Source organism: Streptomyces sp. TN58, assembly GCF_001941845.1.
Lineage (GTDB): Bacteria > Actinomycetota > Actinomycetes > Streptomycetales > Streptomycetaceae > Streptomyces.
Genome location: NZ_CP018870.1, coordinates 6,706,737 through 6,728,920 on the forward strand (window position 1 = coordinate 6,706,737; position 22,184 = coordinate 6,728,920).

25 protein-coding genes and 1 pseudogene are annotated in these 22,184 nt (G+C 71.0%); 10 read left to right on the forward strand and 16 right to left on the reverse strand.

What is annotated here, in order from left to right:
* Window positions 1-26: 26 nt before the first annotated feature.
* The gene (locus tag BSL84_RS30315) at window positions 27-1,226 is read right to left on the reverse strand and encodes a cysteine desulfurase family protein (protein WP_075971643.1); all 1,200 of its coding nucleotides are present in this window, start codon (window positions 1,224-1,226) and stop codon (window positions 27-29) included.
* Entirely contained in the window at window positions 1,223-1,900 is a 678-nt protein-coding gene (locus BSL84_RS30320; RefSeq protein WP_075971644.1) for an ArsR/SmtB family transcription factor, read from the reverse strand. The genes BSL84_RS30315 and BSL84_RS30320 overlap by 4 nt, the downstream gene beginning before the upstream one ends.
* Window positions 1,901-1,988: 88 nt before the next feature.
* On the opposite strand from BSL84_RS30320, the gene BSL84_RS30325 reads away from it, so the two are divergent.
* Both BSL84_RS30325 and BSL84_RS30330 read left to right on the forward strand, forming a co-directional pair.
* Window positions 1,989-3,368: an MBL fold metallo-hydrolase gene (locus BSL84_RS30325; RefSeq protein ID WP_075971645.1), complete on the forward strand. Its 1,380-nt coding sequence runs from the start codon at window positions 1,989-1,991 to the stop codon at window positions 3,366-3,368.
* Complete coding sequence (locus tag BSL84_RS30330) at window positions 3,365-4,651, forward strand: MFS transporter (RefSeq protein WP_075971646.1); 1,287 nt, start codon at window positions 3,365-3,367, stop codon at window positions 4,649-4,651. The genes BSL84_RS30325 and BSL84_RS30330 overlap by 4 nt, the downstream gene beginning before the upstream one ends.
* Here BSL84_RS30330 and BSL84_RS30335 read toward each other — a convergent pair.
* Window positions 4,620-5,309, reverse strand: a complete 690-nt coding sequence (locus BSL84_RS30335; RefSeq protein ID WP_075971647.1) for a winged helix-turn-helix transcriptional regulator — start codon at window positions 5,307-5,309, stop codon at window positions 4,620-4,622. The genes BSL84_RS30330 and BSL84_RS30335 overlap by 32 nt on opposite strands.
* A gap of 112 nt (window positions 5,310-5,421) precedes the next feature.
* Between BSL84_RS30335 and BSL84_RS30340 the strand changes: the two genes are divergently transcribed.
* The gene (locus tag BSL84_RS30340) at window positions 5,422-6,804 is read left to right on the forward strand and encodes an FAD-binding oxidoreductase (protein WP_234363562.1); all 1,383 of its coding nucleotides are present in this window, start codon (window positions 5,422-5,424) and stop codon (window positions 6,802-6,804) included.
* Between the two features lie 46 nt (window positions 6,805-6,850).
* On the opposite strand, the gene BSL84_RS30345 is transcribed toward BSL84_RS30340, so the two are convergent.
* Window positions 6,851-7,174, reverse strand: a complete 324-nt coding sequence (locus BSL84_RS30345; RefSeq protein WP_075971649.1) for a DsbA family protein — start codon at window positions 7,172-7,174, stop codon at window positions 6,851-6,853.
* An 84-nt stretch (window positions 7,175-7,258) separates the two neighbouring features.
* Window positions 7,259-7,960 carry a Crp/Fnr family transcriptional regulator gene (locus tag BSL84_RS30350; RefSeq protein ID WP_234363563.1) on the reverse strand — a complete coding sequence of 234 codons (702 nt, stop codon included), beginning with the start codon at window positions 7,958-7,960 and terminating at the stop codon, window positions 7,259-7,261.
* Between the two features lie 851 nt (window positions 7,961-8,811).
* On the opposite strand from BSL84_RS30350, the gene BSL84_RS30360 reads away from it, so the two are divergent.
* The 4 genes from BSL84_RS30360 (at window position 8,812) to BSL84_RS30375 (ending at window position 10,315) form a co-directional block, all read left to right on the forward strand.
* The gene (locus tag BSL84_RS30360; RefSeq protein ID WP_075971650.1) at window positions 8,812-9,267 is read left to right on the forward strand and encodes an SRPBCC family protein; all 456 of its coding nucleotides are present in this window, start codon (window positions 8,812-8,814) and stop codon (window positions 9,265-9,267) included.
* Window positions 9,268-9,281: 14 nt separating this feature from the next.
* Window positions 9,282-9,611: a TfoX/Sxy family protein gene (locus tag BSL84_RS30365; RefSeq protein WP_075971651.1), complete on the forward strand. Its 330-nt coding sequence runs from the start codon at window positions 9,282-9,284 to the stop codon at window positions 9,609-9,611.
* Between the two features lie 99 nt (window positions 9,612-9,710).
* Window positions 9,711-10,103 carry a carboxymuconolactone decarboxylase family protein gene (locus tag BSL84_RS30370; protein ID WP_075972316.1) on the forward strand — a complete coding sequence of 131 codons (393 nt, stop codon included), beginning with the start codon at window positions 9,711-9,713 and terminating at the stop codon, window positions 10,101-10,103.
* A 2-nt stretch (window positions 10,104-10,105) separates the two neighbouring features.
* Window positions 10,106-10,315: a hypothetical protein gene (locus BSL84_RS30375; protein WP_075971652.1), complete on the forward strand. Its 210-nt coding sequence runs from the start codon at window positions 10,106-10,108 to the stop codon at window positions 10,313-10,315.
* A gap of 53 nt (window positions 10,316-10,368) precedes the next feature.
* On the opposite strand, the gene BSL84_RS30380 is transcribed toward BSL84_RS30375, so the two are convergent.
* From BSL84_RS30380 to BSL84_RS30405, 6 genes are all read right to left on the reverse strand, one after another.
* Complete coding sequence (locus BSL84_RS30380) at window positions 10,369-10,656, reverse strand: YciI family protein (RefSeq protein ID WP_075971653.1); 288 nt, start codon at window positions 10,654-10,656, stop codon at window positions 10,369-10,371.
* A gap of 39 nt (window positions 10,657-10,695) precedes the next feature.
* Window positions 10,696-11,286: a TetR/AcrR family transcriptional regulator gene (locus BSL84_RS30385; protein WP_075971654.1), complete on the reverse strand. Its 591-nt coding sequence runs from the start codon at window positions 11,284-11,286 to the stop codon at window positions 10,696-10,698.
* Between the two features lie 173 nt (window positions 11,287-11,459).
* Complete coding sequence (locus BSL84_RS30390) at window positions 11,460-12,269, reverse strand: class I SAM-dependent methyltransferase (protein ID WP_075971655.1); 810 nt, start codon at window positions 12,267-12,269, stop codon at window positions 11,460-11,462.
* A complete protein-coding gene (locus BSL84_RS30395) occupies window positions 12,266-13,840 on the reverse strand; it encodes a radical SAM protein (RefSeq protein ID WP_075971656.1) in 1,575 nt (524 codons plus the stop codon). The genes BSL84_RS30390 and BSL84_RS30395 overlap by 4 nt, the downstream gene beginning before the upstream one ends.
* A gap of 25 nt (window positions 13,841-13,865) precedes the next feature.
* Window positions 13,866-14,180: a hypothetical protein gene (locus BSL84_RS30400; RefSeq protein WP_075971657.1), complete on the reverse strand. Its 315-nt coding sequence runs from the start codon at window positions 14,178-14,180 to the stop codon at window positions 13,866-13,868.
* A complete protein-coding gene (locus BSL84_RS30405) occupies window positions 14,161-14,616 on the reverse strand; it encodes a MauE/DoxX family redox-associated membrane protein (RefSeq protein WP_075971658.1) in 456 nt (151 codons plus the stop codon). The genes BSL84_RS30400 and BSL84_RS30405 overlap by 20 nt, the downstream gene beginning before the upstream one ends.
* 235 nt (window positions 14,617-14,851) lie before the next feature.
* Between BSL84_RS30405 and BSL84_RS30410 the strand changes: the two genes are divergently transcribed.
* On the forward strand, window positions 14,852-16,222 hold the full coding sequence (locus tag BSL84_RS30410) for a dihydrolipoyl dehydrogenase family protein (protein WP_075971659.1): 1,371 nt from the start codon (window positions 14,852-14,854) through the stop codon (window positions 16,220-16,222).
* A gap of 113 nt (window positions 16,223-16,335) precedes the next feature.
* Here the strand turns inward: BSL84_RS30410 and BSL84_RS30415 are convergent, their stop codons facing one another.
* A complete protein-coding gene (locus BSL84_RS30415; protein WP_075971660.1) occupies window positions 16,336-16,902 on the reverse strand; it encodes an SRPBCC family protein in 567 nt (188 codons plus the stop codon).
* 155 nt (window positions 16,903-17,057) lie between these two features.
* Between BSL84_RS30415 and BSL84_RS30420 the strand changes: the two genes are divergently transcribed.
* A complete protein-coding gene (locus BSL84_RS30420) occupies window positions 17,058-17,870 on the forward strand; it encodes a CDP-alcohol phosphatidyltransferase family protein (protein WP_234363564.1) in 813 nt (270 codons plus the stop codon).
* A gap of 2 nt (window positions 17,871-17,872) precedes the next feature.
* On the opposite strand, the pseudogene BSL84_RS37205 reads toward BSL84_RS30420, so the two are convergent.
* The 3 genes and pseudogenes from BSL84_RS37205 to BSL84_RS30435 form a co-directional block, all read right to left on the reverse strand.
* Window positions 17,873-18,076, reverse strand: a pseudogene (locus BSL84_RS37205) (DUF427 domain-containing protein); the annotation flags it as partial.
* Between the two features lie 262 nt (window positions 18,077-18,338).
* On the reverse strand, window positions 18,339-19,034 hold the full coding sequence (locus BSL84_RS30430; RefSeq protein WP_075971662.1) for an ester cyclase: 696 nt from the start codon (window positions 19,032-19,034) through the stop codon (window positions 18,339-18,341).
* A gap of 147 nt (window positions 19,035-19,181) precedes the next feature.
* Window positions 19,182-20,579, reverse strand: coding sequence for an FAD-binding oxidoreductase (locus BSL84_RS30435; RefSeq protein WP_075971663.1), 1,398 nt, complete (start codon window positions 20,577-20,579; stop codon window positions 19,182-19,184).
* Window positions 20,580-21,103: 524 nt separating this feature from the next.
* Between BSL84_RS30435 and BSL84_RS30440 the strand changes: the two genes are divergently transcribed.
* Window positions 21,104-21,664 (forward strand): DM13 domain-containing protein, encoded by a 561-nt coding sequence (locus BSL84_RS30440; protein ID WP_234363565.1) that lies wholly within the window; start codon window positions 21,104-21,106, stop codon window positions 21,662-21,664.
* 54 nt (window positions 21,665-21,718) lie between these two features.
* Here BSL84_RS30440 and BSL84_RS30445 read toward each other — a convergent pair whose 3' ends face one another.
* On the reverse strand, window positions 21,719-22,138 hold the full coding sequence (locus tag BSL84_RS30445; RefSeq protein ID WP_199838768.1) for a MerR family transcriptional regulator: 420 nt from the start codon (window positions 22,136-22,138) through the stop codon (window positions 21,719-21,721).
* Between the last annotated feature and the right edge of the window lie 46 nt (window positions 22,139-22,184).

Genomic DNA, 22,184 nt, shown 5'->3' on the forward strand with positions numbered 1-22,184 from the left:
ATGGCGGTGGGGTGGTCGAGCGTCGGTCAGGGCTGGGCGCGCGTGCCTGACGAAAGGGCCGCGCGGATCAGGGCGGATGCCGCCGCTTCGATGTCCTCGGCCCTGGTCCAGCGGCCCAGGGACAGCCGCAGCGCGCCGAGCGCGCGGGCCGGATCGAGGCCCATGGCGGCCAGCACGGGGGAGGGGGTGTGGGTGCCGCTATGGCAGGCCGATCCGGTGGAGGCCGCGATCTGGCGGGCGGCGGCGAGGAGTTCGTGGCCGAGGACGCCGTCGACGCTGACGTTCAGGGTGTTCGGCAGACGGTTCTTCTCCGGGCCGTTGAGGTGCACGCGGCCCGGCAGGGCGGCTGTCAGCCGCTGGTGGAGGGCGCCGCGCAGGGCCGCGATCCGGGCCGGGGTGCCGTCGGCGAGTTCGGCGGCCGCGATCCGGGCGGCGGTGCCGAGCGCGACGGCCAGGGCGACGTTCTCGGTCCCGGCCCGCAGACCCCGCTCCTGGCCGCCGCCGTAGACGACCGGCTCCAGGGCCACACCCTCGCCTACGAACAGGGCAGCTGCGCCCTTCGGCGCGTACATCTTGTGCCCCACCAGCGTCAGCAGGTCCACACCCAGTCCCTGGACATCGAGCGGGATCTTCCCCGCCGCTTGAGCGGCGTCGCAGTGGAAGAGTGCCCCGCGCTCGTGGGCCAGGGTGGCGAGTTCGGCGACCGGCTGCAGCGCCCCGGTCTCGTTGTTCGCCGCCATCACCGACACCAGCACCGTGTCCTCGGTGAACGCGGCGGCCAGGGCAGCCGGCTCCACGAGCCCGTCCCGGTCGACGGGCAGGAGCGTCACCCGGGCGCCGTGAAGCCGCTCCAGTGCACGGCACGTCTCCAGCACGGCGGGGTGCTCGGTGGCCTGCGTGATGACGTGTGGACGGGGGCGGCCGGAGGCGAGGACCGCACCGCGCAGCGCGAGCAGGTCGGCCTCGGAGCCGGAGGAGGTGAAGACGACCTCGCCCGCCCTGGCGCCGATCAGGTCGGCCACCTGGGCGCGGGCCTCGTCCAGTGCCCGGCGAGGTGCCTGGGCGTACGGGTGGCTGCTGGAGGGGTTCCCGAAGAAGTCCGTCAGATGCGGCAGCATCGCCGCGGCGACGCGCGGATCGACCGGGGTGGTGGCGTTGTAGTCGAGGTAGACCGGCCCGTCGGCGAGACCCGGGTGTGAGGGAACGCTGTCGGGGACGTCGTTCATGCCGTCGCCCCGGCGTGCACGGGGAGGTCGGCCAGGCGCCATTCGAGCATGCCGTCGTTGAGCCGGACTGCCCGTCGGCCGTGGTCGGTGAGCAGGCGTACGGCGTCGTAGGCGAGGGCGCAGTACTCGCCACGGCAGTAGACGACGACCTCGTTCTCCTCGGGCAGCTCGCCGATCCGGTCGGCCAGCTCGGCGACCGGGATGCACACCGCCCCGGGGATGTGTCCCGCCTGGTATTCCTCCAGTGGTCGGACGTCGAGCACGACCACGTTGCCGACCTCGACCCGCGCCAGCAGCTCCTCGTGGGTGACCTCGGCGGCACCGTCTTCACCGAGGTAGGCGTCGCGGGCGGCGGGGACGGCGGCCTGGTGGCGGTCGGCGACCCTACGCAGCAGCGCGAAGAGCTGGGCGACGTCGTCGCCGGCGAGCCGGTAGTGGATGCGTACGCCTTCCCGGCGGGTGGCGACGAAACCGGCCTGCTTGAGGGTCTGCAAATGAGCCGAGGCGGTCGTGAGGTTCAGTCCGGCGGCCTTGGCCAGGGCGTCCACGGTGCGTTCGCCCTGGGCGAGTAGATCGAGCAGTTCCAGGCGTTTTCCGCTGGCCAGTGCTTTGCCGCTGGCGGCGAACGCGTCGTAGAGGGCGGCCTTCGTGCCGCTGGTGCTTGCGTCCCGCATTGCATCCTCCAAACATCTATGGATTACTGTAACTGATGTCGGGTGGCGATGCTCCTGCCCGCCCCTTCTTCTCGTGAAGGACAGTTCGATGGGTTTCCCCGAAGATCACCTGATCCCCCTCGTCGACGAAGGACTCGGCAACAGCGCCTACCTCCTCGACCTGGGCGATGGTCGCGCCCTCGCCGTCGACGCGAGCCGTGACCTGCGTGCCTTGCATGCCGCCGCCGAGCGGCGCGGTCTGACCGTGACGTACGCCGCCGATACTCATCTGCACGCCGACTTCCTCTCCGGTGCCGTCCAACTCGGCCACGACCACGGCGCCACGATCCTGGCGTCTGCCGCCGGCAACCGCTCCTTCGACCATCAGGGCCTCGTCGACGGTGATGACGTCGACCTCGGCGGGCTCACCCTGCGGGCACTCGCCACCCCCGGCCACACCGACGAGCACCTCTCCTTCCTGCTGCTGGACGGCCGGACCGAGCTGGGCGTTTTCACCGGTGGGTCGCTGATCGTGAACTCCGCCGCCCGTACCGACCTCCTCGGCGCCGACCGTACGGAGGAGCTGGCCCGCGCCCAGTACCGTTCCCTCAGGCGGCTGACCGCCCTGCCGGACGAGACGGCCGTGTGGCCCACGCACGGTGCCGGCTCCTTCTGCTCGGCCCCACCGGGCAGCGAACGTACCTCCACCGTCGGCGCGGAAAAGCGGGCCAACCCGCTGCTCGCCGCACCCGACGAGGACGCCTTCGTCTCCCAGCTCATCGCGAGCCTGGGCACCTACCCCGCGTACTTCGACCGGCTCGGCGAGGCCAACCGGCGCGGCCCCGGCATTGTCACCAGCACTCCGCTGCTGAACGAGCTCTACGCCGAGCAGGTCCGCACCCTGGTCGCGGACGGCGGCCACGTCGTCGACATACGCCCGGCCGCCGACTACGCCGCCGGCCACATACCTGGATCGCTCTCCATACCGCTGCGGGGCCAGTTCGCCACCTGGCTCGGCTGGCTCCTGCCCGACACCGCCCCGCTCGTCTTCGTTACCGCCGACGGCCAGGACCTGGGCGAGATCGTCTGGCAGGCGTACAAGATCGGCTACGAGCGCCTCGCCGGCCGCCTCGCGGGCGGGACGAGCGCTTGGACCGCTGCCGGCCACCGGCTTGCCACCACTGCGTTCGTCACAGCGGACCGGACGGACAACCGTCCCTATGTCGACGTGCGGCAGGAGTCGGAGTTCGCCGCCGGACATGTCCCCGGCGCGGTCCACATCGAACTCGGCGGCCTCACCCGCTTGGCCGCGGACGCCCCCGGGGGCGCGGTCGTGGCCTGCGGGCACGGCGAGCGCGCCATGACCGCCGCCAGCCTCCTCGAGCGCGCCGGTCACACCGATGTCGCCGTACTCGACGGCGGACCGGCCGACTACGCCGCCGCCCACGACGAGCAGCTCGTTCAGGGTACGGAGGACACGCGCTCGTGAAGGCTGCCCCCGCCTCGACGTCACCGACGGACGCCACCAGTCGTCCGGTACGCCTCGGCCTGCGCGAGAACTGGCTGCAGTTCACCCTGCTGGTCATCGTCAACATCTGCGTCGGCGGCTTGGTCGGCCTGGAACGCACCACGGTCCCGCTCATCGGCTCCGAGACGTTCGGCCTGACCAGCGACCTGGCCGTCTTCTCCTTCATCATCGCGTTCGGTCTCACCAAGGCCCTGACGAACCTGGCGGCCGGGGCGCTGACGGCGCGCTTCCGACGCAAGCAGTTGCTGGTGGCCGGCTGGCTGATCGGCATCCCCGTCCCCTTCACCCTCGCCTGGGCGCCCTCGTGGGGCTGGATCGTCGCCGCCAACGTACTGCTCGGCCTCAACCAGGGCCTGACCTGGTCGATGACCGTCAACATGAAGATCGACCTCGTCGGCCCGGCCCGCCGCGGGCTCGCCACCGGGCTGAACGAGGCCGCCGGCTACACCGCGGTCGGCGTCACCGCCCTGCTCACCGGCTACCTCGCCACCGCCTACGGCCTGCGCCCCGTCCCCGAGCTCATCGGCGTCGTCTTCGTCGCCGCGGGCCTCGCCCTGGCCCTCGTCGTCCGCGACACCGCCGCCCACGTCGCCCTCGAACTCGCCCACCACGCCAAGCCGTTGCCTACCGGCGAGGACACCGGCCTCAAAGCCACTTTCACCCGCACCTCCTGGCACAACCGCTCACTGCGCGGCGCCAGCCAGGCCGGTCTGATCAACAACCTCAACGACGGCCTCACCTGGGGCGTCTTCCCCCTGCTCTTCACCGACCACGGCCTCGGGCTCGCCGCAGTCGGCCTGATCAAGGGCCTCTACCCGATCCTCTGGGGCCTCGGGCAGATCCCCTCCGGGCACCTCGCCGACCGCATCGGCCGCAAACCGCTCATCGTCCACGGGATGCTCGTCCAGGCCGCTGGCTTCGTCATCGCCCTCGCCCTGCTGGACCGGCCCCTGCTTGCCGGCATCCTGTCCGCGGTCGCGCTCGGCCTGGGGACCGCCATGGTCTATCCGGCCCTCATCGCGTCCGTCTCCGACCACGCCCATCCGGCCTGGCGGGCCAACGCGCTCGGTACGTACCGTTTCTGGCGGGACATCGGCTACGCGGCCGGTGCTCTGATCGCAGGCGTCCTGGCCGATTGGCTCGGCCTCAACGCCACCGTCATTGCCGCCGCCGCCCTCACGGCCGCTTCCGGGCTCCTCGCCGCCCGCTGGATCAGTGCGCCGAGGCCCGGGGGACTGGGGTGATGCGGGCGAAGGCGCTGCGGGCGTTCCAGGTGGGGAAGGCACGTACGAGCTCGGAGGGACCGTGGAGTTGGATGCGGCCGTCGCGGGTGGCCTCGGCCCAGGCCTGCCGGCCCGCGTGCCATTTGACGAAGGCCTCGGCCTGCGCCGTGATGTAGAGGTCCTCGTCGAGGCCGGGGTAGGTCTTGCAGATCTCGGTGTCCCCGTGGTCGATCAGCAGCCAGTACCGCTCGGGGCGTCGGCGACCGGTGAAATCGAAGCGGATCACGACCCGCCGGTCCGGGAGCCGGTCCTTGCGGAGCATGTTGCACATCGACCACAGCGCCACGAAGGGATCGAGGTGCTCGGGCGCGATCTCCAGCCAGGCGGCACCCCACTCGCCGAGCGACACGCACACCTTGAACAGGTCGTGCCCGGAGGGCGTGAGCGAGTACCGGCTGCCGTGCCCGTCGGCCTTGGGTGCGGAACTGACGATCCCGGCCCGTTCGAGCTGCTTGAGCCGTTGCGAGAGCAGGGTGCGGGAGAGCCCGGGGGCGCCTTCGAGGATCTCGCCGAAGCTTCCGCAGCCCAGGTACAGGTTGCGGATGATCACCGGCGTCCAGCGCTCGGCGAAGATCTCGGCACCGCGGGCGATGGGGCAGTACTGGCCATAGCTCCGCACGGCACCAGTGTCCCTCCCGCCGGCCGGCCCCGCAGTCCAGATTCTTGACTTCCCGGGCACGGCCGACCGGTGATCCCATGGAGATGGGCACCCTCCCGAGGAGGCGATCACCGTGCGGACCGACCTGCAGATCGATGGCTTCCGGGGCCGGCTGATCACTGCCGACCACGCCGAGTACGACACCGCCCGCGCCATCTGGAACGGCGCCGTCGACCGGCGTCCCCGGCTGATCGCCCGCTGCGGCGGGACCGCGGACGTGGCCGCGGCCGTGCGCTTCGCCCGCGCACACGACCTGGAGATCGCCGTCCGGGGCGGCGGCCACAACGTGGCCGGCACCGCGGTGTGCGACGACGGCATCGTCATCGAACTCTCCGCGATGCGGGCCGTCTCGGTCGATCCCGCCGACCACACCGCCCGCGTCCAGGGCGGCGCACTGTGGGGCGACGTCGACCACGAGACCCAGGCGTACGGCCTGGCCACCACCGGCGGGATCGTCAGCCACACGGGCGTCGCCGGGCTCACCCTCGGCGGCGGCATCGGCTTCCTGATGCGTACGTACGGGCTCGCCGTCGACAACCTGCTGGCCGCCGAGGTGGTCACCGCGGACGGCAGCGCCCTGCGGGCGTCCGCCGACGAGCACCCCGACCTGTTCTGGGCGCTGCGGGGCGGCGGCGGCAACTTCGGCGTGGTCACCCTGTTCCGGTTCGCGCTGCACCCGGTCGGGCCGACCGTCCTGGCCGGCCCCGTCTTCTGGCCGGCCGAGGACACCGCCGACGTGCTGCGCTTCTACCGGGAGTTCGCCGCCGCGGCACCCGACGCGCTGGGCACCGTCGTCCGGCTCGGCACCGTCCCACCGCTTCCGGTCGTGCCCCCGGAGCTGCACTGGCGCCCGGCCGTCGCCGTCGCCTGCTGCTACTCGGGCCCCGTCGAGGACGGCGAGCGCGCGGTACGCCCCTTGCGCCGCTTCCGACAGCCGCTCGTGGACCTGCTCGGCCCCGCCCCGTACGCCGCCTTCCAGGCGGGCCTCGACGACACGACCCCGCACGGCTGGCACTACTACTGGAAGGCCACGGACCTGGCCGGCCTTTCCGACGACGCGATCGCCGTCATCGCCGACCACACCTACCGCGCCGGCTCGCCGCGCTCGTACGTGGCGATGTTCCACCTGGGCGGCGCCGTGGCACGGGTCCCGCGCGACGCCACCGCCTTCGCCGGCCGTGACACGGTCCACAACATCGTCATCGACGCCGTCTGGCTGCCCGGGGAGTCCGCCGAGCACGCCGTGCCCGAGACGGCGTGGGCCCGCCGCTTCCTCCGGGCCCTCGAACCGCACCGCGCGTCCGGTGTCTACGTCAACTTCCTCGACGCCGACGATGGCGCAGGCCGGGTCCGGGCAGCGTACGGGGAGCACACCCACCGGCGACTCGCCGAGATCAAGGCCAAGTACGACCCCGGCAACGCCTTCCACCACAACAAGAACATCCACCCCGGCTGAGCGGCGCCGGCCGTGGTGCGCGTAGGCAGGCATCCGATAGGACTGCTCAGGTGTCCGCGCGGCGGACGGCGGTGGCGAGGGCCTGTCGGAGCTGGTCGACGCTGGGTGATCCGGACAGGCCGTCGGGCGTACGGTAGATGCGGCAGGCGAGCGACGGCGTGGCGTGTGGGTGGGCGAACGGGTCACGGCCGTTGATGAGGATGGTCGGGGATCCGGTGAAGCCGGACCGCTCGGCCTCCGCCGCGTCGGTGATCACCCGGCTGGCGAAGGCGGTCGCGCCCAGTCCCTCGTCGTCCAGAGCTTGGCGTAGCCGTTGCTCGGCAAGTTGCCGGTGTGGACAGTCGGGCACCACCAGGACTTCGATCTCCATGGCTCCAGGATCCTGTTTGCGGTCGGCTCAACTGTCCGCCGGGCTGCGGGTGGTGGGCGGCCTGCTGCTCACGGTTCGCTGATGTCAGCCGGCGTGGTCGGTGAGGTGTTCGGCGTCGAGGACGGTGATGTGGCCGCGGGCGAGGCGGATGAGGTGCTGGTCGGCGAAGTCGCGCAGGACCTTGGTGGTGGTCTCGCGGGAGGTTCCGGCGAGTGCGGCGATCTGCTGGTGTGTGAGCGCGATCTGGGGGCTGCGGGCTCCCAGGACGCGGGGCCGGGTCTCGGCGGCGAGGGTGAGCAGGGTGGTGGCGATGCGCTGGGGGACGGACTTGAAGACGCTGTCCGAGAGGCGCTGTTCGAGGTCGGTCAGGCGGCGGCCGAGGATCTCGGTGATACGGGCGGCGATGCGGGCATCGGAGAGCAGGAAGCGGTGGACGTCGGCGCGGCTCATGACGCAGACGGTGACGTCGTCGAGGGCTTCGGCGAAGTTGTCGTACATGCGCTGCCCGAGCAGGACCATCTCGCCGAAGATCGTGCCCGGCCGGATGATCGCAGTGGTGAGCGCGCGGCCCTCGGCGGAGACCCGGAAGATGCGTACCCGGCCCCTTTTGAGGATGAAGAGCACCTCGGAGGGCTGGGCGGGGGAGTAGAGCAGTTCACCGGCGCCGCAGGACTTCATGGGGGCCGCGGCGGCGATCGCGTCCATCTCCGCTTCGGTCAGGTCGGTGAAGATGTCGACCTCGGAGATGCAGAAGGTCTTCTCGGCGTCGTCGCCGGCGTGGTTCATGTGGTGCGCTTCCTCGCGTCGTCCCGGTGCCCAGGGTGGGGGCGCTGTCCCCCAGGGCGGACTGGCCAGCGCGCCCGCGCCGTGGGCCAGACAGTAGTCCTGCGGGGCACCGGCGCGGGGTTCGGCGCCCCGGAGCGGCGCGCGGGGGCCGGGTGCGGACGCCGTCGGTGGTATCGGCGTGGTCATCCCGCGGTCCGGCCGGTCGGCCCGCACTCCGGGCGATGGTGGCGAAGGTGAGGCCGGCCAGCAGGCCGAAGACGAGGTGGGCGCCCAGGCTGGAGGCGGTGACGTCGTTCCATGCGAAGACGGGCATGCCCATGTTGGCCGGCATGATCCACAGAGCCCCGAGGGTCCACCACACCGCGCCGTAGACCAGGCCGAGCACGACCGCGGGCACGAGGCGCTGCGCGAGGTGGCCGAAGACGATGCCGAACGTGGTGCCGGCGAACAGGGCGATGGAGAGGTGGACCAGCCAACCGACGAGGGCGTTGGTGGAGCCGAGCAGTCCCGCGACCATCGTGATCATCGCGGTGTCCATGGCGGGCCGGGACACCGACATCCAGATGCCCATGCCGACGCCGCCGACGAGTCCGGCCGCGGCGCCCCAGACGGCGTATACCGGAATCGCGGCGGTCTTCGGGGATACGTGTGCTGCCGTGGTCATGATGATCGTCCCATCCGGTGCGTTCGTTCTGTCGCTTCCACCGCCGACGCTAGGACGCCCGCCCTGGGCGGTATGTGACCGTCCTTACCTACGCGCTGGTAGTCACGCGCGGGCCCCGGTTGCCGCAGCCCCAAGGGGGTGGGTCCATGGAGGTGGGTCCCGGCGGGAAGGCGAGTAGGGGCAGCCGATGGGAATCGACGTGACCGTGGAGCGGGTGCTGCCGCTGCCGTGCGAGCAGGTGGCCGGGTACGCGATGGACTGGCGCCATGACGCCGAGTGGACCCAGGGCATCCGTACGGCGGAGCTGACCCGGGAGGCCGACGGCGGTGGTTTCGGGGTCGGGGCCGAGGTGACGCGGACCGCGTACTTCCTGGGCCGGCGGATCGACTACGTGCTGCGCGTCGCCGCGTACGAGCCCCCGAGGCTGCTGGACATGGTGTCGGTCGCGGGCCCGATGCCGATGCACGTGACCTACACCTTCACCCCGTCCGCGGACGGCGGCACGCTCGCCCGGATCCGTGTACGGGGTGACGCGTCCGGCCTTTACGGGCTCGCGGCGCCGCTGATGGGGCGCAGGGTGCGATCCTCGCTGGTCAAGGACCTGCGGGACCTGGAGCGGCGGCTGAGCGCGTCGCAGGACTGAGGGCGAGGGCGGTCATGGCGTTCGACGAGGGACTGGCGGAACGGATCCGGGCCCACTTCGGCACGGATCCGGCCATCACGGAGAAGCGGATGTTCGGCGGCCTGGCGTTCCTGCACGCCGGCAACATGGCCGTGGGCGTGATCGGGGACGAGCTCATGGTCCGGGTCGGCCCGGACGCCACCACCGCCGCACTCGCGCGGCCCGGGACGAGGCCCTTCGACTTCACCGGTCGCCCGATGCGCGGCTGGGTCGTCGTCGCCACGTCCGCCCTTTCCGAGGACGAGGATCTGGCCGGCTGGATCGATCAAGGTCATGCGTTCGCCGCCGACCTGCCGCCCAAGTGACGCGGCGAGGCGGCCGCGGCAGGAGTCGCGGCTGCCGGAGGCGCGCTCTAGCGTGGAAGGAGGGGTGTCGGTTTCGCTCGGCTGAGAGGAGTGGTCGCCATGGCGGGCCGTACCCGGAGCGAGGTCGAGGCGGAGATCAAGGAGACCCTGGGCCTTGTGCCTCATTTCTTCTCCCGCATCCCCGATGACCTGATGGATTACGAGTGGGAGATCTTCAAGAAGCTCGAGCTCGGCGAGACGCTCATCCCGAACAAGTACAAGGAGCTCATCGGGATCGCGTTGCACTCCGAGACGAAGTGCCGTTACTGCACGCTCTTCCACACCGAGGCCGCGAAGCTGTTCGGGGCCACCGACGAGGAGATCCAGGAAGCCGTCCACTACGCGAAGAACAGCCTCGGCTGGAGCGCGTACCTCAACGGGGTCCGTGAGGACTACGACGACTTCGAGCGCGAACTGAGTGAGATCAAGAACTACCTCGCCTCGAAGGGCTGATCGTGCACCTGGAGTGGGCCCGGCCCGGGGTCCTGCGTGCGACCGGCCACGCCTTCGAGTTCGCGGCACTGGTGGCCGCAGCCCGCTTCGTGGCCGAGTCCGCTCCCTCCGACATCCCCGAGGATTCACTGGAACAGCTCAGACACGTTCTCAGCGACTACGACACCCAGGCACGCCATCTGCGAGACCTGCCTCCTCCCGACGGGGCCTGACGAATTCGCCGCCGGGCGGCGCGGGTCTCCGCGAGCAGGCCCCGGTCGTGGGTTCAGCCCGCCAGGAATGCGAGCCGCGGATCGGTGAGGTTCGGGGCGATCTCGATGATCTCGGCCGAGACGACCTCGTGGGCGACGAACGGATCGGCCGCAACGCGCTGTCGCAGGACGTCCAGGGTCGTGTTGTGGGCCAGCACGGCACCGCCCTGTCCGGGCTGTATGCCTCCGATCAGCAGGAAGATCCCGTCATCCATGCCTTGCCGGATCCATGCCTGATGGCCTGCCATGTGATCCGGAGCCTGGCTCTTGTTGGTGGCGAATCGGAGCAGGACGACGAACACTCGAATCTCCTTCGTTTGCTGGTGGTGTGGCCGGGCGGCTCAGTGGCGGGAGCGCGGTGACGTGTGATCCGCGAGGCACTCGTCGAGCCAGTCGTGGAGACGGTTGACCTCGCGCTGTACGAACTCGCCGTCGTGGAAGGCGTTGGACAGCGTGGCCACGCCCTGGCTGAAGGCCAGGACGTGCATCGCGTGCTCGTCGGCCTCGGCCGTGGACCCGAGTGCCTCGAACTGCTCCCGCAGCCACGTCCGGAACAGCTCGAAGACGCCGACGGCCTGGCGGCGTGCGGGGTGATCGAGTTTGGCGAGTTCGTTGGTGAGGGTTCCGACCGGGCAGCCGTAGTTCCGGATGTCCGCACCGTTGGTGATGACGATCTCGACGAAGCGCCGCACCCGCTCAGCGGGACCTGGTTCGTCCCGGTCCCACTCCGCGAGCATCGCGCGCGTGCTCCGGAGTCGGGCTTCTATGACCGCGCCGAGGATCTCGTCCTTGGTCTTGAAGTGGTGGTAGAAGTTGCCCCGCGAGATGCCCACTGCCTCGGCGATCGCCGCGAACGACGTGTGCTCGAAGCCCTTCTCGTAGAAGAGCCGGTTCGCGGCATCGACGATCTGGCTACCTGTGCTCCCGGCCACCGCGCAACCTCACAGTCCCCACCTGTCGCTAGGACACCTGTCCCAGTCGTGATCGCCACTCTAGGACAGGCGTCCTAGGTGGCGTCAAGATCGAGGGAGGACTTCGTGGGGGCTGCCGCGACTTCGAGGGGGATCTCGGAACGCTCGTGGCCGCCGCCCGCTTCGTGGCCGGGTCAGGCGACCCCAGGGTCCCTTTCCGCAATCAGCAAGGCGTACCCCAGGACTCCGTCCACCACCGCCGCGCGGGCCGCCTCCAGGACGGCGGGCGCCGCCGTGAGGTCCACGCCAGCCTCGGCGAGGCGGGCCGCGGCGGTGATGCGCAGCAGGTTCAGCCGTGCCTCGATCTGGTCGATCATGCGGAGCATCGCGGCGTCGTGCCGCTCGGTGCGCAGGGTACGTAGTCCTGCGGCGGCCAGGATCTGGGCGTACTGCGGGAGCGGCCGGGCGTCGGCGATGCAGGCGATACGGGCGCCGAGGCCGGCGAGTTCGGGCGGGAGGCGGGCGGTTTCGGCGGTGACGTCGGTGATGCCGAGCCGACCGCCGGGCTTCAGGACGCGGGCGAACTCGGCTGCCGCTCGGGCCTTGTCGGGGAAGGTGCACAGCGCGCACTCACACACCACCGCATCGAACACCCCGTCTGGGTAGGGGAGATGCTCGGCGTCCCCGGTCGTGAACCGGGCCCGGTCGGCGAGCCCCGCGGCCTGCGCGGCACCCTGGGCGAGGGCGGTGTTCGCCGGCGCGTAGTCCACCCCGTCGACGTCGCAGCCGTAGGCGTCGGCCAGGAGCAGGGCGGTGGTGCCACGCCCGGAGGCGACATCGAGCACCCGCGCCTCCGGAGTCAGAGCGAGGCCGTCGGCGAGGCGGCGGGTCAGGGCCGTACCGCCGGGGTGGTACGACGCGCCGAGGAGCAGGGCGACGACGTCCGAGGAGTACGCGGCGGCACAGCACGCCTTCAGGTCCTGATCGTCAGGCGGCCGGGTCATGACGAGAACTCCGCTTCTTCGCTCATGGTGTGCGCGGTCTTCGAACCGTGCGGGGTGGTCGTCAGGCGGTCGGCGAGCGGCAGGGCGTTCGGGGCGAGCGGGGCGACGGGCACGCCGGAGAGTTCGGCGCGGACCTGTTCGCGGTAGCCGACGGAGTTGTACGCGCAGAACGGGATGAGCCTGCCGTCCGGGGTGATCTCCTCGACGCAGCACTTCATCAGCTGTTTGACGTTGAGGGTGTAGGGGTCCTGGAAGTCCTGGACGACGATCATGAACGTTTTGTCGTTGAGGTTCTTCACGGCCTGGGGCAGGTCGATGCCGCAACTGTCCGTGCAGTCCAGGGCTTCGGCGGTGGCCCGCAGCTTCTCCTCGGTGGTGGCCGTGCCCATGAACGCGGAGGCTGACCACAGCTTCTCCAGGGCCTCGCGGATCCCGGCGTCGGGCAGGACCCGGTTGTTGACGTAGTCGAGGTAGTCCTCCACGTTCAGCAGCCGGGGGATCGGCACCACGGTGCGGTTGCCCGGTTCGCCGTCGACCAGCAGGTAGGTGATGGAGCGGCAGGTGGGGAAGCAGCAGGGCACGGGGAAGAAGTCGCCCTTGCGGAACCAGCCCGGCCGCTGCTCGTTGATCAGCCGGATGACGTCGGGGTTGGTGAGCCGGTTCAGCGGGTCGAACGGCACGTGCCGGCCGGAGTGGGTGACCGGCTGGAAGGCGACGGAGCGTACGGCGGGATGGTCGATGCCGTATTCGATGATCGCCCCGAGCTCGTGCTCGTTCAGGCCCCGCTCGACGGCGGCGACGAGGGTGACGGTCAGTCCGGCCTCCGCGCAGTTGTCCAGCGCGCGCTGCTTGAACGTACGCAGGTCGCGGCCCCGGATCTCCAGGTGGGTGCGCTCCTCGAAGCCGTCGAACTGGAGGTAGACGTTCAGCGATTTGCCCGCCGCCCGGTTGCGTGTGCCGAGCTCGGCGACGAAGTTCTTGTCGGTGGCCATGCGGATGCCGTTGGTGTTGAGGGTGACGTTCCTGATCGGGCGGGCCTGGGCGAGGTCGATGAAGTCGAGGATGTGCTTGTGGATGGTGGGTTCCCCACCGGAGAACATCACCACCTCCGCCTCACCCTCGGACTCCACGTACGTGTCGAGCATCCGCTCGCACTGCTCGTGGGTGATGGAGTAACCGTCGGGTTGGTGGCCGGAGTCGGCGAAGCAGATCGGGCAGTCGAGGTTGCAGCCGGTGTTGACCTCGATGATGCCGAGGCACGCGTGCTGTTTGTGCTCCGGACACAGCCCGCAGTCGAGCGGGCAGCCGTCCCGTACCTCGGTTTGGAAGGCGAGCGGGATGGTGCCGGGTTTGTTGTACCGGGCCGAGGACAGGTACTCCTCCGCGTCCCCGTAGACGAGTGCCTCGAACTCGCCGTGGTCGCGGCAGCGTTTGCGTAGATAGACCTTGTTCTCGCGGATGTTGACCTGCGCGTCGACGGGCGTCTTGCACATCGGGCAGATCGATTTGGTGAACTCCACGAACACTTCGTCGCGGTCCACCTTGCGCCGGGGCGCGGATGCCTGAGTCATCGGATTCCCTTCTGCGGGGCTGGTCTCAACGGTTCGGCGGGCGGCGCGGGCCTGGATCGCCATCGTCGAGTGACGGGCCTGGGACGGTCGGGCAGCGGTCCTGATCTCCGGTGCCACGGCGACGGCGGACCCGGCACCGCAGGACGTAGCCGGCCCCCATGAGGAGCACCACCACTCCGACCGTGATCAGCCACGGGTTGCGCAGAACCCCGCCGACGGCGCGGAGCGCCCCGCCGGCCATCAGCAGCGGGCCCGCACAGCACGCCACCATGAGCAGTGCGGCTCCCACGGCCGCCGCCACCTCGCCCAGGCCGGATCGTTCACGGGATACGGACACCACGCCCCACCTCCTCCCGGTCCGCAGGCTCACGGGCCGACACGGTGCGGGCGGCGCGCAGCAGCAGTCCCGCGTACAGCAGGGTCAGGGCGTCCTGAGCCAGGACGAACCAGCTCAGCCGCTGGGTCAGGTAGGTCCCGAAGCAGCCGCAGTTGGCCACCGTCAGCCCGCGTGCGTACGCCTGTGCCGCCAGAACCGTCCACACCACCGACACGCCCGTGTAGACCCACACCGGTGCCAGAGCTCTGGAGCGGGGGCGGCTAAGGAACCAGACGCCGCACACCAGCTCGCCCATGATCAGGCCGATGGCCAGCGCGGTCGCGCCGCCGCCGGTCACCAGCCCGTACGCGGACAGGACCCCCGGCATCCGGCCGAAGGAGGCGAGCTGCCCGATGGCCATCGCCGTGTACACCGTGCCCAGCACGATCCTCAGCACCATGATCCGAACGTAGACCCCTGATGGGGGCGAGAACTGTAAGCGCGCTCACCGAACCCCCGTCTCGCGCGCGGGACGATCAGCAGTGCGACCACCACGCTGATCTGGGGCGCCTCCAGGAGCGCCGGCCCCGTGCAGGACACCGGCCGCCCGGACGGCCCCCGCAAACGACACAGCCCTGCCTGGACGGGGCAGGCATGGACCGCAACACCGGCACAACTGATCCAGGGAGGCCCTCATGGCGAGGGAGCGGGAAGTGGACGTCGTGGTGATCGGCATGGGGGTGGGCGGTGAACATGCCGCCGGGCGCCTGGCCGCGGCCGGACTGGAGACCGTCGGTGTGGAGGCCGAACTCGTCGGGGGTGAGTGCCCGTACTGGGCCTGTATCCCGAGCAAGATGATGATCCGCGCGGGCAACCTCCTCGCCGAGGCCCGCCGCATCCCCGGCATGGCCGGGCGCGCCGAGGTCACGGCCGACTTCGGTCAGGTCGCGGCCAGGATCCGCGACGAGGCGACCGACGACTGGAACGACCAGGTGGCCGTCGACCGGTTCACCGGCAAGGGCGGACGCTTCGTCCGCGGGCACGCGCGACTCGCCGGTCCCGGCCGGGTGGAGGCCGACGGCCAGGTGTTCGCCGTACGGCGTGGCGTGGTGCTCGCCACCGGGAGCCGTCCGCAGATTCCGCCGGTGCCGGGCCTGGACGCCGTGCCGTACTGGACGAACCGGCAGGCCGTCGCTGCCAAGGAGCCCCCGGAGTCCCTCCTGGTGCTCGGTGGCGGCGCCATCGGCGTCGAGCTGGCTCAGGCGTTCGCCCGATTCGGCACGGTCGTCACCGTCGTCGAGGCCATGGAGCGGCTGCTGCCCGCGGAGGAACCCGAAGCGGGCGCACTCGTCGCCGACGTGCTCAGAAGCGAAGGCATCACGGTGCGCACCGGGATCCGGGCCACCGCGGTCCACCACCTCGGCGCCACCTTCCACCTCACCCTGGACGGCGGGGAGGAGCTCACCGGCCGGCAGCTGCTGGTGGCCACCGGACGCCGCCCCTACCTCGCCGGACTCGGCCTGGAGGCCATCGGCCTCGACCCCGGCGCCCGCACCCTCACCGTCGACGGGCAGATGCGCGCCGCAGACCGACTGTGGGGCGTCGGCGATGTCACCGGGCTGGGGATGTTCACGCATGTCGCGATGTACCAGGCCGAGATCGCCGTACGCGACATCCTCGGCGAGCCGGGACCGGACGCGGACTACCGGGCCCTGCCACGGGTCACCTTCACCGACCCCGAGGTCGGCTCCGTCGGCCTGACCGAACACGCGGCTCGCGAACAGGGACTGCGGGTACGCACCGGCACCGCGCGGGTGCCGTCCTCGGCACGCGGCTGGATCCACAAGGCCGGCAACGACGGCGTGATCAAACTCGTCGAGGACGCCGACCGCGGAGTCCTCATCGGGGCGACTTCCGCCGGCCCGGCCGGCGGCGAAGTCCTCTACGGGCTGGCCGTGGCCGTACAGGCTGAGATCCCCGTCGACCGGCTACGCCACATGATCTACGCCTACCCCACCTTCCACCGCGGCGTGGAGGACGCACTCGCCGACCTCGGCCACGGCTGAGGTGCGTCCCCTCTGGGGTGACCGGCAGGGCTGCCCCGCGCCTGGATGGCCAATGGTCGCCCGCGGCGTCGGCCGTCGGTGACCGCCGTGCTGGTTCGCCAGGCAGGAACCGCTCAGCCGAGGGCCGCGCGTCGTTCCGCCTCCTGCTTGACCGCTGACAGCGATGCTGCGACGGTCGCCTCCCAGCGTGGGGCGACAACACCGCCCCACCAGCGGCCGAGCGCCCACAGGTCGGTGCCCAGCTCACCGAGGTACACCAGCCGCGTACCCGAGGCCTCCTCGGTGAGGTTGAACGTCTCTGCGACCGCCGGGACGGGTCCGCGCACCAGGCGGAAGTCGACCCGCTCCGGCCGGGTGAACCGTACGGTCTCCACGGTCGTCGCTGTCAGCCGCCCGCCCGCGACGGGCGTGCGGTGCGCGGCGAGCACCATGTCGCTGCCCCGTTCCAGCACCGCGACCTTCTCGCGCATGGCCCGCGTGGCCCGGCCCAGATACGGCTGGGCGATCACTTCGAAGACCGTCTCGCGCGGTGCGGCGATGACGACGTGCTGCGGCCCCAGAGGCCGTGTGCGCCGCCCCACCCCGAGATCCAGGGGCACAGCCCCGGTCACCAGCCCTACATAGCCCGCCGCCGCACCGCCCATCGCACCCACGGCCATCAGCCGACCGGCCCACGCCATGTCCCTCTCCACCTTCCCCGTCCCGGTTCTCCTGTCGCACCGCCAGGCTAGGGCTGATGACGTCCATGGCTCGGTGACCACGCTCACCGTCAACGAGCAATCGCATGCATACCGTGAGGGGCAAGCGATCACGCACAGTGCGAGAGGACCAGCCAGTGGACCCCGTATCCGACATGGCCGACAGCCGCGCCGCCACCGACGCTCTGCTGGCCGGTCTGCGCCGCGGACCTCTCACCCCGCAGGCCACGATGCGTTTCCTCGGGCGAGCCGCCCACCGGTCACTGCGCCAGGCCGCCCGCCGTCCCGCGGCACTGGCCGAGCTCACGGCCCTGCACGCCGTGTTGTTCACCCTGGCCATCGGCAGACGCCCGGGACGCCGCTGGGTGAGCGTCAGCTGGGCCCTCTCCGCCATCCACCTGGGCCTGCTCGAAGGCCGTACCCACCTCAGCGCCGCCGACGTCCTGACCCTGATCCGCGCCAACCTCCCCGCCCTGCCCGGCGGAGCCTCCCGCTGGTCCGGAGCACTGGCCATCGCCGGCGACCTCGCCGACGGCCGCCTCGCCCGCCACCAGGGGACGGCCTCCCCGTTCGGCGACTACGCCGACACCTTCGCCGACGCCGCGTTCTGGACCTGGCTCACCCTGACTCACGAACCCAGCCGGCCGCTGCGCGCGGCGGCCGTCGCGGCCTGGGCACTGCCGATCGCCACGGTCACCGCGATCGCCATCCGCCGCGGCACGATGCCCGAACGGCCCCGCCCCACCCTGCTGCGCCCCGCGGCCGCGATGCAGGCCGTCGTGGCCGTGCGCCACCTCTTGCGCCGCTCACTCCTGGCCTCCGGCCCTCACACGGTGCCGTTCCTGGTGCCGCTGTCCGGTGCCGGTTCGGGTGTGCCTTCGATCCGGACGCCCTGCCAGAAGGCCACGTGGTCCTTGATCTTTCGGGCGAGGGGACTGGGCCTGGGGTAGTACCAGGCCGCGTTCGGATTGGTCACCCCGCCGACTTCCAGCGTGTAGTAGTGGGCGATGCCCTTCCAGAAGCACAGCGACCTGCTCCGGCTCCTGACGACGTACTCGTGGTGCAGCGACCCGGGCGGGAAGTAGTGATTGCCCTCCACCACCACGGTGCCCGGTGCCTCCGCGATCACCACGCCGTTCCACACAGCCCGCATCATGGCCTCTCGCCCGCCTTCCCGTCAGCCGCAGGAACGTCACACCCACGACGCTACGCACGGGAGGCCACCCGGTTCGGTGACCGGGCTCACCTTCGGAGTGGGCGGGGTGCAACCCGCCGCGAGCCGGGCACGCGGGCCCGCAGGGATCGCGGCGAGGAGCCGTGACCGCCACTTGGACAGAGGCGGCACGGAGTGGACGAGACGTCGGCGGCTCTGGACGCGGGTGGGCGGGGAGTACGGATTGCCCGGGCGCCGCCCCGGTTCAGGCCTCCACCGCGCCGAGTTGCTTCAGCAGGCCGAGGTCGTCGAAGTTCCACCAGCTTTCCGCGATCTTGCCGCCTGCGCAGCGGAAGGTCGCGTGCGCGGTTCCCGAGACCTCGCGGCCGGTGGCTTCCATGCCTTGGTACGCGGCCACGTGGCGTCCCTTGAAGGACGCCCGGACGCACACCGTGTCACCCTCGGCGACCATGCTCTCGATGGTGGCCTGCGGCTCGAAGGCCGCCATGGTCTCCCGGTTCTCGGCCTTGGCCTGCTCGAGCCCCACGTCGTACGAGGACAGGGAGGGGTCGTGCTCCTGGTAGTCGGCGGTGCAGATCGCATCCGCGGCGTCGACGTTCCCCGCGTTGATCACGTCCTCGAAGAAGCTCCGCACCACGCTCTTGTTCAGCTGCTCGTCGCGCATCACGTCGAGGTCCGTGAAGGACGGCTCGCCGTCGCACAGGGCCACCATCTCCCGGAAGATCCGGTCGGTCTCCGGAAGGTGCGAGTTCTTCATCGCCTCCTCGTACGAGGGGAACTCCACGATCTCCACCACGTGGGTGGAGTCGGCGCGGTCGCGCCCCACGATCGAATGGGTTGCCGTCCGCTTGCCCCGGGTCGCCTCGACCCAGGAGTCCATCAGCCTGTTCAACTCATCGGCCCTGCTCGTCTTGCAGTCGATGACCTGCACGAACGTCATCACGCCTCCCGTAGTCCGAGACAGCCCGGGACAGTTCCAGGCTAGGCCTGGACCCCGTCCCGCGCCCGTCAGGTCGTCGTGGGCGCGGTCAGGGCAAAGGGTGCTCAGCGGGCCGCCCGGCGCGTCGGGCGGTGGGGGCAGGGGCCTCTACGAGTCTGCGCCGCTGCTCGGACGGATGTTGTGGTTGAGGTGGAAGAGGTTGGTCGGGTCGTAGGCGTCCTTGAGCGCCGTGAGGCGTGCGTAGGCGTCCTCTCCGTAGGCCTCGTGCACCCGGTCCGGTTCGGGCGTGAAGTTGAGGTAGGAGGCCCCCGTGGCGAAGGGCCGCATGAGGGTCGCGAAGGCGCGGCCGGCCGCGATCATCCGGGTGTCGTCGGCCGGGTCCGTCCACACGCAGATCGGGTGGAACAGATAGCGGGCGTCGCGGTGGGAGAAGGCGGTCGCCCCGTCGGCCACCGCCGCGACGCCCTGGCCGATGCGGAAGATGATCGCCTGGCTCAGGGGTGCCCCGAGCGCGGTGACCTCCGTGGCCCGGGCGAGGAAGGTGTCGATCGCGTCGTCGACGAGTTCGCGCAGGTACTCGCCGCGCCAGTAGCTGCGGACGCCCCACGGTGCCATGGCGTCGGTGACGGCCTGGAAGGCGGTGTACGGCATCGGGCCGATGAGGTCGACGGCGGGGCCGAGGTCCTTGAGCGGCTGGATCACGGCGGCGCCCCGGTCGGCGTCGCCGACGTACATGGCCGCCATGCCCAGGACCTGCTTGCCCCGCAGTTCCTCGGGGACGAACGGCTCGGGCGGCGCGGTCAGGACCACGACCGCCGTCGCGAGCTCGTCGGGTGCGGCGTCGGCCCGGTCCCGCCAGCCACGCAGCACCTCGGGCGCGCGCTCGATCGGGAACAGCGCGAGCCCGGCCAGGACGGTCGGGCCGAGGGGGTGCAGCCGGAACTCGAACTCGGTGACGACGCCGAAGTTGCCTCCGCCGCCGCGCAGGCCCCAGAAGAGGTCGGCGTGTTCGTCCTCGCTCGCGCGCACCACCCTTCCGTCGGCGAGGACGACCTCGGCGGAGAGGAGGTTGTCGCAGGCCAGTCCGTACGTGCAGGAGGTCCAGCCGTAGCCGCCGCCGGTGGTGAAACCGCCGATCCCCGTGGTGGTGACGCGACCGCCGGGCGTATGGAGGCCGTGTTCCTGCGTGGCGGCGTCGAACTCGCCCCACAACACGCCTCCGCCGGCCCGCGCCGTCCGTGCGACGGGGTCCACGATGATCGTCTTGAGCCCGCTGAGGTCGATCAGCATGCCGTCGTCGCAGGTGCTGAGTCCGGCGACGCTGTGGCCGCCACCTCGGACCGCCACGACGAGCCGGTGGTCGCGGGCCACCTCTACGGCGGCCACGACGTCCGCGGTGCTCGTGCACCGGGCGATCACCGCCGGCCGCCGGTCGATCAGCGCGTTGAAGACCTCGCGGGCCTCGTCATAGCCCGGTTCCCCGGGCAGCAGAACCTGGCCCGAGAACCTCTCGCGCAGTGCTGTCGCCGGGTCGGTGACGGTCATGGCTTCTCCTCCGGTCGTCTGCCTCTGCCGCGGTCGTCTCCGGGGTGGCGCTGCGCGTGCGTCTCGGGCGATGGGCCGTCCGGACCGCGTTTCTGTCTGCGGACGGCCAAGTCGAGCAGTGAGGCTGCCTGCGTACTCGCCTGAGCACTGCCGCAGTGACCGGGCTTCCATCCTGCGTCCTTCCCCCGACTCCCGCGATCCGACCTGCCGGTCGGACCACAGGACCACATCCGGGCCGGTCCTGCGCGGGGGCCTTCGTTGTTCGTCGGCAGCGGTTCGTGATCGAGGGCTTCGCAGAGGTCGTGGACCCGCAGGGGTCCCGTGGCCCGGTTGAGGACGGCGAGCGCTGCCACTGCCTGCGCCTCCCGTCGGCCGCGGGTCATCGAACAGTGCGGCCGCGCACCTCGGTCCGCCGGGCAGCAACGGCACGTAAGGGAATCGTCATCCGCCCGAGCTGGAGGCCGGGGCGGGCCCCGGGGTTGAATCGGTCTGGATCACAGGTAACCGGAGGGAAGGTCGCAGTGGTGGCACGGAACGGGAAGCGGCGGGCACTGGTTCTCAGCGCGGTGGTGGCAGCAGTGGTGCTGGCGGGCGTCGGCCTTTACTGGTTCCAGCCCTGGAAGCTGTGGACGGACGAGAAGGTCAGCGAGGCACTCCCGAGCACGTCGGCCCTGCCGCCGGCGCCTGCCGCTTCGCCCTCGGCCGGCTCCACGGCCACGCCGTCCGCACCGGCCGGACCCCGTACCGTCGCTCAGGGAGGGCTGATCAGCCACGAGCACACGACCACCGGCAGGGCCAGGATCGTGCAGCTTCCCGACGGGTCACGGACGCTCCGGCTGGAGAACCTGGATACCAGCAACGGCCCGGACCTGCGGGTTTGGCTGACCGATGCCCCCGTGAAGGAAGGCAAGGCGGGCTGGCACGTTTTCGACGACGGGAAGTACGTCAGCCTCGGCAAGCTCAAGGGCAACAAGGGCGACCAGAACTACCCGATCCCCGCTGACGTGCAGCTCGCGGACTACACGAGCGTGACCATCTGGTGCGACCGGTTCGACGTCTCCTTCGGCGCGGCGGAGCTGGCCTAACGGCGACGGTGGTCTGCCCGGCGAGGGCAGGCAGACGCCTCGTCCGTCAAGGCCTCACGTCTGCACCGGGGCTGACGTGGCGGTGTGGGTGAGGCGGCTGCGCAGGGTCGCTTCGAAGTCTCCGGCCCGGGAGAGTTGGACGCGGAGCTTGTCGACCTGCTCTGCGGCGGCCTGCTGGTAGGTCCGTACGCGCTCCAGCAGGGCTTCCCGATCGTCGGCGTCGAGGTCGGCGCCGGCGTCGAGGCGGTCGGTGGCGTCGAGGAGGTCGCGCATCTGGTCGAGGGTGAAGCCGAGGGGTTTCATGCGGCGGATGACCATGAGCCGGGCGACGTCGGCTTCGGTGTAGAGGCGGAAGCCGCCCTGGGAGCGGGCGGAGGGGACGACCAGGCCGGTCTCCTCGTAGTGCCGGATGGTGCGCAGGGACAGCTCGGTGCGCGCGGCGACCTCGCCGATCTGCATGTGCTTGCCGTCCACGCCCGTGCTCCTCTGGCCCTTCTCGTCGTCGTCGGCGGCCTCGGCC